Raw genomic sequence first — 12,597 nt, forward strand, 5'->3', positions numbered from 1 at the left:
TCGGCTGGTCCAAAGCTGAAAGGGCGGAGCGGCCTCATCGTCGCTCTTGGTGTGACCAGGACAAGGGTGCGCGTCCTCTTGGACGGCAACATGAGACCGATCACACTCCACGTGTGCCTGTTGGAAGTTGTATAGTCGCGCCGCGCAGCAAAATGATGTCCGTCCGCGCAGCGAGCAAGTACAAAACAGCCCAACGCCGCCCGCTTGAAATGCATGCGGGCGACGTTGGCTCTCCCCAGGAGGGATGACAAAATCCTGACCTGGATAAAGTATGGAGGGGAGCTTACGTCTTCGCTATCCGCATGACTCCGGTATCACCGATGAGTAGTGGAGGCAGTGCGGTGCGGTCTAGGATCGGCTGACGGCAGAACGCGGAGCTGCCCAGCAGGGTGGTTGCGGCGGTGAAGGATGCAAGGCGTGGAGGGGGCTGGCTTGAGGTGACATAAGCAAAGAACGGCTACGGATACCGCCTGGATACTTCGTGAAACCTCAAACGACCATCGCCATGAATGAGCAACTACCAGACTTGGGAGCACTTCAGACAACCGTGGAACTAATCTCACAAGAAGGTTAGGAACAACATATAACGGCCCATGTTGGAGAAGCTTTCAACTATACTCACCGCCATCGAAATTGCGAACGCCAAAAAGCGCGTTAAATATCGACACGCGAACGTTCGACACGAACATGACGACTTTGTCAGGATTGCTTATCAATGGCTGGACGCGCAAATGCCAACCAAGAGGATGTTGCGCCGTACTTACCCTTTAAGGGACATCATCGAGATTTGGGGCGGTAGGCACATTGCAGAGTCCGATGTAGAGGTTGCGGCTGAACTACACCCGAGTATCCAATGGCAAATACCCTCACTTCAATATCAGCGCTCGCCTAACGTTTCCCTCCGGTAGTCGCCTTGCCAACATTGCAGAGGCGAGAACGCAAGACTACAAGCTTACGACGTATCACTTCATTCAAACGTACGGTGGGATCGAGGAACCGTAGGGCACGGAGCACCGTCGATGGATCGTCACGCGGTCGCACGGTTTACCCGCCAGAATAATCTGCGCATCGCTATGGTGTTCTTGTTCCCGCCTACACCAACTGCACACAGCCTTACGGCACGACGTGCGTCATTGTTATCCCGACCAGCAACAGCTAAGAGGCCGACCGGAAATTAAAGTTGGGTGATTTCAGCAGGTTGTGCGTTTTCGAGGTGTTCGAAGCCATCGGAGAAGCAGGTGACTTGGGCCAAAAATCACCCGCTGTCAGCATGACAGACGAGAACTGCGCTATGCAAGCGATTGTACGGATGCGGAATGGGACTTGCTCGAGCTGTTGATCCAAGGCCGAGCAAGGTCGGGCGACCGCGCACGACCTGCATGCGATCGGTATGGGATGCGATCCAGTACATTACATTGCGACGACGGGATGCCAAAGGGCGCTACTGCCGAAGGATTTTCCTCCCTTCACGACGGTGCGGTACTATTTTTATGGCCTGCGCGACCGCGGGGCGTTGGATTGATCAATGAAGCCCCGGTTGAAATCGCGCGTAGGCTTGCTGGACGGGAGCCGCAACCAACGGTGGCGATCATCGGTCAAGACGACCGAGAGCGGAGGGTCGCGCGGCTTTGATGCGGGCAAGAAGATCAAAGGTCGCAAGCGCCACATCGTCACCGATACACAAGGAAATTTGCTGAGCACCATCGTGCACCCGGGCAATGTTCAGGATCGGTTTGCGGGGGGCGATGTAGTGCCAGGGCCAAAGACCTCAGCGTGCACCCCCCGCAATTGACTCGCCAACGTGCGCATGAGCGAACTACCGAGGCCGTCTACGATGCTATCGCTCTGATCCTCGGTCCCCTCTCACCGGCCGAATGTGCCAATTACTTCGCCGACGCCGGATATGGCCAAAACTAAAGTCATCACGCTCTAGGTTGTGACAAACCGAAGTTGCATCCGATGCAAAGACCGCCACGGGATATCGCCCCGAGCGATCAGACCTTGACCCTTATGACCGGGAGCACGCCGTCACCTACATGCGCATGCTGGAAGCGGACGCAGAGTGCGCAGACTAGCGAGAGGTAGCGGAGATCGTATTGCGCATCAATCCTAAACGCGAGCCGCAGCGTGCCCGCCGAGCGTATGAGACGTATCTCGCCCGGACCAAGTGGATGACTAATCAAGGATACCGGCACATCTTGCGTGACGGCGGCCCGGCCGTCGTGGATAACTAACTTCAGGTATCCATGTTCTTTAGTCCGCAATTGCTTTGTTGAGCGCGTTCGAGGCTTGCCTGAGGCCATCCACATATTCGGCTGTGTCAACGGCCTCGGAGCCGCCCACCGCATGGACGCGGACTTGGCGACCTCAAGATCTGCCAAAAGCTGATCAATGTTCGCTCGCTCTCGCTGCAACTCTTCAATGATCGAACCGTGCTTTGTCATCCCGCTTCCTTACTCATCAGGCTTGACTGTTGTACTCGCAGCCACCGTTAAACTCGACGAGCCGGCGTGTTCGCTCATCGTATCGCCAGCACGCTCGGGGGTGTGGCCGCTTGTGAACGTGCCGCGATACCCGAAGAAGAACAGATGCATGTCGCCGAAATCGGGGCGGTCACCTTCGTAGTCGTCAAGCTCCACATCATTCCACGCAAGCCCGTCATCCAGATCATTGCGGGGCTCGCCAGGCATGAGGACAGCAGAGCTCGCAGGGGGATGGTTGTGGTCGTAGTTGACCGGAACTGGCGGCTCTGCGTGCACGCTCAGGCTTACTTGCATAGCTTCGATGACGGCAGGGAGCGTCCCATAGTTTGCAACCGAGTAGGAAGGCCATTCCCACCGCGAAAGCGGCGACCGTGAGCAAGCAACCTATAACAACCTCGGGCACTCGGAACTTCATGCTCGCTCGTCTGATTGAGAGGTGCCATTGCGCCCGTACAATCTAAGGATGCTGCACCAAATGGTGGTTCAATTGAATAGCTGGCTTCCAGCCCGACCCTATTGGGATTTGGTTGCGGGAGGACGGACCTTCTCCCCGCGAAGCGTCAACGAGATACTCCGCAGGTTGAGCGCGTGCTAACGTCTAATGGCTTCGCCGTCAGGTTGGCACCTATGCCGACAAGTAGGTGTAGGGCTCGGGGTTGCCGTGTCAGGGTGCGGAACGCTGCGCGCCGGCTTGTGCTGGTGTGCCGCGTCTCGGAGTGCACGCTCCGTCAAGTGCTGGAGCTGTGTAGTGCGTGGCGACCTTCCGTACATCGCATACGTCATTTTGATGGGACTAACCTCGCTCGCCATCGCCGCGGTCGTAATATTCATGCAATGAGGTGGCCGTCCTCGTGTTCAGCCGCGGTGTCCGATGCCTCGGGATCTTCAGAGGTTCGGCAGCTCAGGGCCCCACGGAGCTCAACAAGATGGATGGTTGGATAGTGACAGCGGCTTTCTTCAAGGAAGATAGTGACGATGACGAAGAATTCAGGCACATAACTTGCGTGGGGGCCGTCGCCGATCCGGCGGAAGTGGTGAGGATGACCATCGCGGAATGCGGCGCAAAGGCCGCAATGCTCAACTGCCCAATCGAAGAGGAGCAGTTGCGAAGACTTGGCGTGAAGCCCGGCGAGCTTCTCATCGTGCACGATGACGAAATCAGTCCGACTATTTCGTCGCCCGTTAAGAAGCTTCCAGGCGACTGATCTGGAATCGTAATTTGGCTGGAATGACGTTCTGAGATTGCAAGGTTTTGGTGTTTTGTGCATCGGAAGCTTGCAATTTCGTTTTCGAGATTCCCTCGACGGGCGAAGCATGATTCCCTGTCCGCATCGGAGGGCACGATGCGGCCGAAGAAGCACAAAACGACGGGAGCGAACGATTTTTTCCGGGCGCGGCTCGACCAGATCATCAATCTGAAGCACGAGCTGGTCCGGCTCACCGGCAAGATCGATTGGGACTGGATCGACGGCGAGATCGCGCCGCTCTACAGCGAGAACGGCCGGCCGGGGATTGAGACCCGCTTCGTGATCGGGCTGTTGTTGCTCAAGCACATTTACGGGCTGTCCGATGAGGGGGTATGCGAACGCTGGGTCCACGACCCGTATTTCCAGTACTTCACTGGCGAAGAGTTCTTCCAGCACGCATTCCCGCACGAGCGCTCGGACCTGAGCCATTGGCGCAAGCGGCTCGGCGACAGACTGGAACTGCCATTGGCCGAGAGCCTGCGGGTGGCGCACGACGTCGGCGCGTTACGCGGCAAGGACCTTGAGCGGGTCACGGTCGACACCACGGTGCAGCCGAAGGCCATCACCTTTCCGACCGATGCCAAGCTGCTGCATGCGGCGATCCAGGGGCTCAACCGCCTAGCGAGGAAGCACGGAGTGCGGCTGCGGCAATCCTATTCTCGGATCGCCAAGGCCACCGCGATGATGGCGGGACGCTACGCCCATGCCAAACAGTTCAAGCGGCACCAGCGGCAGTTGCGCATCCTGCGCAGCCGCCTGGGCCGGATCATCCGCGACATCCGCCGCAAGATCGAAGGCCAGGATGCGCTCGAAGAGGCGTTCGCACTCCCGTTGAGCCGGGCCACGCAGATTCGCTCGCAGCAGCAGCGCCAGCGCGGCTGGAAGCTGTATTCCTTCCATGCCCCCGAGGTGGAGTGCATCGGCAAGGGCAAGGCCAGCGCGCCTTACGAGTTCGGCGTGAAGGCTTCCATCGTCACCAACAACCGGCCTGCTCCCGGCGGCCAGTTCGTGCTGCACGCCAAGGCGCTGCCCGATAACCCTTACGACGGTCACACCCTGCGGGACGTCATCGACCGAACCGAGACACTCACCGGCTGCGCGATCGAGTGCGCCTTTGTCGACAAGGGATACCGCGGCCATGACGCACAGAACCCGCGCCGCGTCTTCATCTCCGGCCAGAAGCGCGGCGTCTTCGGCACTATCAAGCGCCAGCTGCGGCGCCGCTCCGCTATCGAGCCCGTGATCGGCCATTTGAAGGCTGACGGACACCTCGGCCGCTGCTACCTCAAAGGCCGCGCCGGCGATGCCGCCAACGTCATCCTCTCCGCCGTCGGTTACAACTTCCGCCGCATCCTCGCCTGGCTAAGGGCTCTTTGGTACCTCTTCCTGGCTGCCTTCTTCTCAGTCACCAGCCACCGCACACCACTCAAATCGGCTTCTTAACCGACGACTATTTCGCACCCTCGTAACGCGGCAGTCTGATGTCGTTCAGTTGCGTCCGGTTCGTGACATTGTAGTCCGGAAAGCACCGCTCGCGCGAGTAGTTAGTCTGCACAAGGTATGAAAGCGCGCCGTTTGCCTCTCTGCGCAATGTGGCCGTTTGGCACACTGATTGCTGAGCCCATGTATGACTTGGTCGCTTATTGATTGAGGGCCAAGTCCTCGCACCGTAACTCGTGCGGGCGGTCGTCAGCAGCCGCCCGCACGCTTTTCATGGTGGTGCGCACTATTTCGCCTCTCTTGCATCTTGAATGGCACGCGAGTTGCTGAGAGCCTTTGGCTTGGCTGTTTATTTCACGCAACCCCAGCAGCCAAGCTTGGCGTAGCAAACTTCGCGCGGGCGGCTCCTCCAGACGCCCGCGCCTCTTTTCCTGGGTTCTACCAGCCTTCTGCAACAGGCTCGCTGGGGAGATAGTTCACATGAGCCGTGAAGAGGCTTTGGAAGACGCCATCGCGGCGCTCGGAGATTGGTCCGGGGGAACGACCGAAACGAGCGTAGTTCTCGCGACGATTGCGCAGCTCATGGCGACTGGGCCGCCCCCTAGCCGGCCTCAAAACCAAAAGCTCGTTTCCCCGACTGACACTCACGATGGCTTTGTGGAGTGTGCTGTAATGGACCGGCTCAAATTCATACCGGCCTTCGAGGCCGCTATTCGCTCTTCCGCCCCTGAGAAGCCAGCTGCACTCCGAGAGGTCATCCGCCAGCGCGGAGGCCCTGATGAGTTCGCGGTGACGAGCACTGAGCTCTTTAGGCTGATCAAGATCATATTCTCGCGGCGCATGAAGAGCATCGCTCATGAATGGCAAGCTGCCGCCCGCTCGTGGTCGCTTGGCTTGGGGGCGGCTCGCGAGCAATGAAAGACAGCACTGGGAGCATCACTGCGGATGTTGGACCGACATCGATCGGCCTTATCGGCATCTTAATGACAGCGGTCCAACTGGCCGCGCACTTCAAGACCACGCCTCGGACAATCGCTCGTTGGGCTGAAGAGCCAGATTTTCCGTGCGCGAGCACTTCAGCAAGTGAGGTAATGTGGCTGTTAACGGACGTGCAGGAGTGGAACCGCCAACGCCGACGCACCCGCGCCGCGCTACGCTCCAAAGAGAAGACCATCGAGAAGGTGGTGGAAAAAGCTGGCCGCCGCCAGCGCCTGATTGCAGCGTTTTCCCGGCGATATCCGCCGCAGATCCGGCGATCGGCAGTTCTGCCGCTTGGCGCGCCCCTCTCGCGCAAGATGATCGTTCAGGCCGATGGCTCGCTAGCCCCTGCGCCCACTGAAGAACAAGAATCGAATGAAGCCGATTTTCATCAGTGATAGGATCTTAGTGCTGCCGTGTTTCGCCAAGCTGTCAATGCGACTGCCGGCGGCATTGATCGCGTCGATGACGCGCTTCTCAAGTGCACCCAGCGTGTCTTTCGGCACGTAGTTCCGGGACACCTCAACGCGGAGATCGGCCAGCCTTTTTCGAGCGAGATTGTTCGAGCGACCGCCGGATACGGATTTGGCTGCCTGATCCGCGGTCACTTTGCATCCGTTATAAAGTTGGACAGTTCATCCTGAATGTGAGGGTGCTTCCGATGGAGACCACGGCCCCGAGCAGCCGGTGCGCGGCAGGAGAGAGGACGCCCATGGCCCTTGTTTCCATCGAAGATCGCGCGGCGGTTCGTATCATCACCTACGCAAACGCCCCGTTCGGCACCATGACCGCTGCCGGGACGGCCGAGATGTTTCATGCAGTCGCGGCTGCAGGAGAAAACACATCGGTGCGGGCCGTCGTCATCACGGGGAGCGTACCCGGCATCTTTCCGCCATTATGACGTCAGGGAACTCTCTGACGCCGCGGATGCGATGAGCCCGGAGCGCCGCGACTGCCGTCGCCGCCCGGTCCTCGACCGCCAGGCTTCCATGCGCTCACGGACCTGATTGCAGCCGTCGAGAAGCCGGTCGTAGCCGCGATAAATGGCTTATGCATGGGTGGAGGCTTTGAGCTATCGCTAGCATGCGACCCGCGCATCGCAGGGATGCCGTTACGGCATCGGTCTGCTGGAAACCCGTATTGGCATCTTTCCGGGTGGCGGCACGCAGCGCTTGCCCAGGATCATTGGAGAGGCCAAGGCGCTCGAGATGATCCTGCGCGGGTTAACCGTGACGGGACCGCGCGCCACGAAATCGGGATTGTGCATGAGGTCGTTGATGACCCGCACGCGCGCGCCCTGGAGGTCGGGGCCGAATTATCGAGCCGAGGCGCTATTTGGTACGGTACGCTCGCGGAATGCCTGCGCGAGCCTCATGTCGAAGCCGAAAATCAACACCGCCTCCACATCTCTCGTCACGAGTCGGGCCATAGGGGGGCGACGGTGCGGGTGCGCATCTTGTTGCGACCCAAGATAGTAGCGGTCGGATCTCCATCCAATATCCGCTGCACTTGCTTGGGGTGGCAGCCAAGCTAAGTGGATCAGGTTGCTGACGTAGTTGTCCGTTATGTTTTCCTGCGCGGCAATTTGAGCCATGGATTGGGCTTTCCCTGTCCGTAGCTGCTCGAACCAACTGCGTGCTCGCGCGATAGCTTTCACAAGAACAGGGTCAGCTTGTGGGGTAACCGTCCGGTGAGGGCCGCGGCATGATCGCGCGGTGCGGTCGCCCGATCAGGCCGCAGACTGGACGGGGCTGTTCTTCCATTCCCAAGGCAGCAGCTCATTGAGCCGACCTTGCGGGGTGCTGGCGATGCGGGCCAAGACGTCCGCCAGCCAGGCTTGCGGGTCGATGTCGTTGAGCTTTGCCGTCATGATCAGCGTCGCCATGATGGCGGCGCGGTCAGCGCCGCGTTCCGAGCCGGCGAATAGCCAGGACTTGCGGCCGAGAGCAAAACCGCGCAGCGCGCGCTCCGCCGCATTGTTTGTCAGGCAGATCCGCCCGTCATCGATGAAGCGAGTGAACCGATCCCAGCGGCGCAGCATGTAATCGATTGGCTTGGCGACCGATGAGGAGTTCGATAGCCGAGCACGCTGCTCGCGCAGCCACGCTTCCAGCACCGCCAGCAGGGGTGCGCTTTGCTCCTTGCGCACCCGCAGACGCTCTCCGGCACTTTGGCCGTTGATGCCGCGCTCAATATCGAACAGTGCATCGATGCGCTTGACCGCCTCCAGGGCAATCGGCGAGATCGCTGCGGCATTCTTGTCTCGCCTCGCATTGGCCGCGATGTCCGCCAGCTCGAAGAACTGCCGCCTGGCGTGGGCCCAACTTGCGTCAGGATAAGTCCTGGAAAGGAGGAAGAATGTGACCTGAAACCTTTCAACGTGACCCAGAGGGTTCGACGCCCTCGCGGCAAAGGCGGAGCCCGCCAGCCGGAAGCGAGTCTTGCATGGGTGACGGCAACGTCATTCGTGAAGCGTAGACAGCGGGTACTGAAGCCCTGTGGCAGCCTCGAAATCATGGTCGTGCTGAAGCCTTCGCCGTGTTGGATCCGGGGGCAGCACTGGGAAAGCCGCTATGGTCAGGCTTACCGGTTCGGCCGGGGTCTCAGAGCAGGGCAAAGGTACGGGATGGGCCACCAGGAAACCTGAGAGGTCCCGTTTGTGTCCACATGAATCGGCCGGACAGGAGCACCGGCCTGAACAATGCTCCGGGCCCGATGACCGACTTGGCGAACATCGGGAGCGCAGACGCGAACACGAAACACCAAGGCATGTGGAATCCCGAGGCGAAGACATAAGCTGACGGACATGCGCGGCGGGAAGTCGTAGCGGCTTCGTAGTACCGAGGAAGGCGGGGAACTGGGCTCACCGGGACCCGCTGGAGGGAAGGGAGCCGTCACGCGTTAAGACCCATTGACGAGAAACACGGGAGGGAACCCTGAGTCCCGCAAACCTGTCCACGAAACGACAATGGATAGCCGATCTGGCGAGGCAACATCCCGAGCGGGTGCTGACCGCGCTGCATCACCTGATCGACCGTGAATGGATGCTCGAGGCTTATCGTCTGACGCGCAAGGATGGCGCGCCCGGCGTCGACGGCATGATGGCGACGGACTATGAGGCGAACTTGGAGGTCAATCTTGATGATCTCCTGGCGCGCATCAAATCCGGCCGTTACATCGCGCCGCCGGTGCGACGGCACTACATCCCCAAGGCGGATGGCACGGAACGGCCGCTGGGCATCCCGACACTGGAAGACAAGGTGGCGCAGCGGGCGATTCTCCTGCTGCTAGAGCCGATCTACGAGACGGACTTCTTGCCGTGCTCGTACGGGTTCCGATCGGGACGATCGGCCCATGACGCCCTGCACGCTCTACGTACCGGGTTCATGGAACAAGGGCTGCGCTGGGTGGTGGACGTCGATATCTCGAAATACTTCGACACCATCGACCACGCACACTTGCGCCGATTCCTCGACCAGCGAGTCACGGACGGTGTCGTCCGGAGGATGATTGATAAATGGCTGAAGGCGGGGGTGCTCGAAAAGGGCATCCTGCGCCGCACGACTGTTGGAACGCCCCAAGGCGGCGTGATCTCGCCACTGCTTGCAAACATCTACCTGCATTATGTGCTGGACGAATGGTTCGAGCAGGTGGCGCGACCGCGGCTCAAGGGGCGGTGCCAACTGGTTCGATACGCTGATGATGCGGTGATTGCCTTTGAGGACCACCTGTCCGGCAAGCGATTGCTGAACGTGTTGGCCAAGCGGCTTGATCGGTATGGGCTTCAACTCCATCCGACCAAGACTCGCTTCGTAGACTTCCGGTTCAAACGCCCAGGCGGGCGTCATCCTGCGACGGCGGGGACCACGTTCAACTTCCTTGGCTTCACCCACGTGTGGGGTCTGTCGAGGCAAGGCAAGAATGTCGTCCGTCAGATAACGGCAAAAGACCGTTACGCACGCGCGCTGGCTTCTGTGATGGAATGGTGTCGGCAAAACCTGCACTGTTCGTTCAGGGAGCAGCACGCCCATCTGTCACGGGTAATCCGGGGGCACTGCGCCTACTACGGCATCTCCGGAAACGGCCGACGCATCAGATGGTACCACCACCAAGTCACGCGGATATGGAGGAAATGGCTCGCACGGCGTGGCCGCCACAGCAATCTGCCGTGGACGCGCTTCCGGGCCATGCTCGCGCGATACCCACTGCCAACAGCCAAGATCGTCCACCAATATGCTGCCGTCTCGTGAGCGAAGCTTGCGCGTGAAGAACCGGATGCGGGTAATCCGCTCGTCCGGGTCTGTGAGGGGCGGGGATGGCAACACCCCCGCCTACTCGGCAGAGTGCGGACATGATCGGCCCCTGCACGCGCGAGGCGTCATACAGCTCGTTGTAGCCGCTATAGGCATCGGCCTGCAGGATGCCGGAGAAGCTTTGAAGATGCCGTGTGGGATGCTCCTGCCGCCGGTCGCGCGAGGCGTAATAGAGCGCGGCCGGCGGCGCCCGCCCGCCAAACGGCCGATCGTCGCGAACGTAGGTCCAGATATGTCCCTTGACCGTCTGGCCCTTGGCCAGGATCGGCACCGTGGTGTCATCGCCATGCAGTCGCTCGGCGGAGAGGACGTGACGCTCGATCAGCCGATAGAGCGGCTGCAGGGCCGCCGCACAGGCGCCGACCTGGTCAGCCAGTGTCGACAGGCTCAGATCGATGCCCTCCCGGGCGTAGCGCTCGCTCTGCCGATTCAAGGGCTGATGCTGGCCGAACTTCTCGAACAGGATCATGGCCAGCAGGTTCGGCCCGGCAAAGCCGCGCGGCGTCACGTGGAAGGGGGCTGGCGGCTGGGTGATCGTCTCGCAGTCCCGGCACGAGAACTTCTCGCGCACCGTCTGGATCACCTTCCACTGCCGGGGAATGACCTCCAGCGTCTCGGTGATATCTTCGCCCAGCTTTGATAGCTTCGATGAGCCGCAGCAAGGGCAGCTCTGCGGTGCGGCGACTACGAACACGCTCGCGCGGCAAATGGTCGGGGAACGGTTTGCGCGACGGACGCTTGCGCTGGAAGGATTGCACCGTCTGCGCCCTGGCTGCCGCCCTCTCAGCCGCCAACTCGTCTTCGGTTGCGGTTGCTTCCAGCTCTTCGAGCTCAAGCTCCATCTGCTCCAAGAGCCGTGCCTTGCGCTCCGAGCGGCTGCCGTAAATCTGGCGACGCAGCTTCTCGATCTCGAGCTTGAGGTAACGGATCAGTGCCTCGGCCGCCTTCGCATTGGCAGCTTCCGCTTTAGCGTTCGCCGCAACCGCCTCCGCTTCCAGGCGCGCGGCGCGCTCCGCGAGGATCATCGCATGCGCAGCGGCAAGATCGGTCGGAAGCGATTCAGATGTGGTCACGATGATGATGGAATCACATCCATCACGATCCGCAAGCTCAAAGCCTCATCCGACCGATGCCGGTCGCCACGTCTCTTGTGGGTGCCGCCAGTCGATCCCGGACAAGAGATAACCGAGCTGCGCCGATGAGATCGTCACCACACCCTCGGCCGGGCTCGGCCAGATGAAGCGGCCGCGCTCAAGGCGTTTTGTGAACAGGCAGGCGCCCTGGCCGTCATGCCAGATCACCTTCAGCAGGTTGCCGCGGCGACCGCGGAAGCAAAACAGGTGGCCGCCCAGCGGGTCGCGATGCAAGATCTCCTGAACCTGTAATGCCAGCGACGGAAAGCCCTTCCGCATGTCGGTATGGCCGGTCGCGAGCCATACCCGCACGCCGGCTGGCAACGGGATCATCGCGGCCGTCCATCAGTCAGCGCCGCCACGACTGCGGTCAGCGTCGCCGCGTCAACCGCACCGGTGATCCGCATCCGAGCCCCGGCCGCGAACTCAATCTCGATCGCACCGCAGCTTCCCGAGGGCGCGGTCAACGGTTGCCGGTCTGGCGCAATGGAGACTGGCGCAAAACCGACCTCGTCATCCTGCCGCTGCATCGGCTCGGCCCCGCAAGCGAGGACACCGGTCCGCGCCTGCCGCCGCCAGGCCGTAACCAGATTGCGGTGAACGTCGTGTCGCCGAGCAACCTCGACAACACTGGCCCCAGGCGCCAGACTCTCCTCCACGATCCGAAGCTTCTCCGCACTCGTCCTCCGCCGTCGCCGCTCAGGACCGCACAGAACCGTAACCGTCGTCACGTTTGCTCATTTGTTTGCGAATTAATGCGCAAACCATCTCACGCTCGAACCCGATCCGGGAAGGCGGCCTCCACCGGAGGCGTACCTTGTGGGCGACGATAGTCGTCGATCAGGAATTGGGTCGAGCCGGCGCGATCCGTCCCTACGAACGGAACCTCGAGCGAAATCTCGCGCTCCTCCCCGTGCGGGGCAGGAGGTTTTGGAGCGTTGTTGGATAGCGCGCTGCGCAATTGGCTCGAGCTGAGGTTGATGTTTTAGCTCGTCTTCCTGAC

11 protein-coding genes and 4 pseudogenes are annotated in these 12,597 nt (G+C 60.7%); 9 read left to right on the plus strand and 6 right to left on the minus strand.

Annotated elements, in window-relative coordinates; translation table 11 throughout:
- Positions 1–1,254: 1,254 nt before the first annotated feature.
- Positions 1,255–1,777: pseudogene (locus HAP48_RS23110) on the plus strand (transposase); the annotation flags it as partial.
- A gap of 217 nt (positions 1,778–1,994) precedes the next feature.
- Here the strand turns inward: HAP48_RS23110 and HAP48_RS50780 are convergent.
- Both HAP48_RS50780 and HAP48_RS23120 read right to left on the minus strand, forming a co-directional pair.
- Entirely contained in the window at positions 1,995–2,444 is a 450-nt protein-coding gene (locus tag HAP48_RS50780) for a hypothetical protein (protein ID WP_029085181.1), read from the minus strand.
- Positions 2,445–2,453: 9 nt separating this feature from the next.
- Positions 2,454–2,690 carry a hypothetical protein gene (locus HAP48_RS23120; RefSeq protein ID WP_156929123.1) on the minus strand — a complete coding sequence of 79 codons (237 nt, stop codon included), beginning with the start codon at positions 2,688–2,690 and terminating at the stop codon, positions 2,454–2,456.
- 719 nt (positions 2,691–3,409) lie between these two features.
- Here HAP48_RS23120 and HAP48_RS23125 point away from each other — a divergent pair.
- The 7 genes and pseudogenes from HAP48_RS23125 (at position 3,410) to HAP48_RS23150 (ending at position 7,623) form a co-directional block, all read left to right on the plus strand.
- Positions 3,410–3,688, plus strand: coding sequence for a hypothetical protein (locus tag HAP48_RS23125; RefSeq protein WP_156929124.1), 279 nt, complete (start codon positions 3,410–3,412; stop codon positions 3,686–3,688).
- Positions 3,689–3,826: 138 nt separating this feature from the next.
- A complete protein-coding gene (locus HAP48_RS23130) occupies positions 3,827–5,173 on the plus strand; it encodes an IS5 family transposase (protein ID WP_166209545.1) in 1,347 nt (448 codons plus the stop codon).
- 477 nt (positions 5,174–5,650) lie between these two features.
- A complete protein-coding gene (locus HAP48_RS23135; protein WP_029085200.1) occupies positions 5,651–6,088 on the plus strand; it encodes a hypothetical protein in 438 nt (145 codons plus the stop codon).
- Complete coding sequence (locus HAP48_RS23140) at positions 6,085–6,546, plus strand: helix-turn-helix transcriptional regulator (RefSeq protein WP_156929131.1); 462 nt, start codon at positions 6,085–6,087, stop codon at positions 6,544–6,546. Before HAP48_RS23135 ends, HAP48_RS23140 begins: the two co-directional genes overlap by 4 nt.
- A 314-nt stretch (positions 6,547–6,860) precedes the next feature.
- Positions 6,861–7,049, plus strand: a complete 189-nt coding sequence (locus tag HAP48_RS23145; RefSeq protein WP_156929130.1) for a Clp protease/crotonase-like domain-containing protein — start codon at positions 6,861–6,863, stop codon at positions 7,047–7,049.
- Positions 7,050–7,100: 51 nt separating this feature from the next.
- Positions 7,101–7,241, plus strand: a pseudogene (locus tag HAP48_RS50785) (enoyl-CoA hydratase-related protein); the annotation flags it as partial.
- A gap of 34 nt (positions 7,242–7,275) precedes the next feature.
- Complete coding sequence (locus tag HAP48_RS23150) at positions 7,276–7,623, plus strand: enoyl-CoA hydratase-related protein (RefSeq protein WP_420869907.1); 348 nt, start codon at positions 7,276–7,278, stop codon at positions 7,621–7,623.
- Between the two features lie 254 nt (positions 7,624–7,877).
- Here the strand turns inward: HAP48_RS23150 and tnpC (HAP48_RS23155) are convergent.
- Positions 7,878–8,471, minus strand: a pseudogene (gene tnpC, locus HAP48_RS23155) (IS66 family transposase); the annotation flags it as partial.
- A 682-nt stretch (positions 8,472–9,153) separates the two neighbouring features.
- On the opposite strand from tnpC (HAP48_RS23155), the gene ltrA reads away from it, so the two are divergent.
- Positions 9,154–10,398: a group II intron reverse transcriptase/maturase gene (ltrA, locus tag HAP48_RS23160; protein ID WP_224496549.1), complete on the plus strand. Its 1,245-nt coding sequence runs from the start codon at positions 9,154–9,156 to the stop codon at positions 10,396–10,398.
- Between the two features lie 88 nt (positions 10,399–10,486).
- Here ltrA and tnpC (HAP48_RS23165) read toward each other — a convergent pair.
- From tnpC (HAP48_RS23165) to tnpA, 3 genes and pseudogenes are all read right to left on the minus strand, one after another.
- A pseudogene (gene tnpC / locus HAP48_RS23165) lies at positions 10,487–11,486 on the minus strand (IS66 family transposase); the annotation flags it as partial.
- A 93-nt stretch (positions 11,487–11,579) separates the two neighbouring features.
- Positions 11,580–11,927 carry an IS66 family insertion sequence element accessory protein TnpB gene (gene tnpB / locus HAP48_RS23170; protein WP_029085227.1) on the minus strand — a complete coding sequence of 116 codons (348 nt, stop codon included), beginning with the start codon at positions 11,925–11,927 and terminating at the stop codon, positions 11,580–11,582.
- Positions 11,924–12,325, minus strand: a complete 402-nt coding sequence (tnpA, locus tag HAP48_RS23175; protein ID WP_029085228.1) for an IS66-like element accessory protein TnpA — start codon at positions 12,323–12,325, stop codon at positions 11,924–11,926. The genes tnpB and tnpA overlap by 4 nt, the downstream gene beginning before the upstream one ends.
- Between the last annotated feature and the right edge of the window lie 272 nt (positions 12,326–12,597).

The organism is Bradyrhizobium septentrionale (genome assembly GCF_011516645.4).
Taxonomy (GTDB): Bacteria; Pseudomonadota; Alphaproteobacteria; order Rhizobiales; family Xanthobacteraceae; genus Bradyrhizobium; species Bradyrhizobium septentrionale.

Excerpts from the sequence above, each read along its gene's own strand:
- HAP48_RS50780 (WP_029085181.1), bottom strand. The coding sequence starts at position 2,444 with ATGACAAAGCACGGTTCGATCATTGAAGAGTTGCAGCGAGAGCGAGCG.
- HAP48_RS23120 (WP_156929123.1), bottom strand. The coding sequence starts at position 2,690 with ATGCCTGGCGAGCCCCGCAATGATCTGGATGACGGGCTTGCGTGGAAT.
- HAP48_RS23125 (WP_156929124.1), top strand. The coding sequence starts at position 3,410 with ATGGATGGTTGGATAGTGACAGCGGCTTTCTTCAAGGAAGATAGTGAC.
- HAP48_RS23130 (WP_166209545.1), top strand. The coding sequence starts at position 3,827 with ATGCGGCCGAAGAAGCACAAAACGACGGGAGCGAACGATTTTTTCCGG.
- HAP48_RS23135 (WP_029085200.1), top strand. The coding sequence starts at position 5,651 with ATGAGCCGTGAAGAGGCTTTGGAAGACGCCATCGCGGCGCTCGGAGAT.
- HAP48_RS23140 (WP_156929131.1), top strand. The coding sequence starts at position 6,085 with ATGAAAGACAGCACTGGGAGCATCACTGCGGATGTTGGACCGACATCG.
- HAP48_RS23145 (WP_156929130.1), top strand. The coding sequence starts at position 6,861 with ATGGCCCTTGTTTCCATCGAAGATCGCGCGGCGGTTCGTATCATCACC.
- tnpB (WP_029085227.1), bottom strand. The coding sequence starts at position 11,927 with ATGATCCCGTTGCCAGCCGGCGTGCGGGTATGGCTCGCGACCGGCCAT.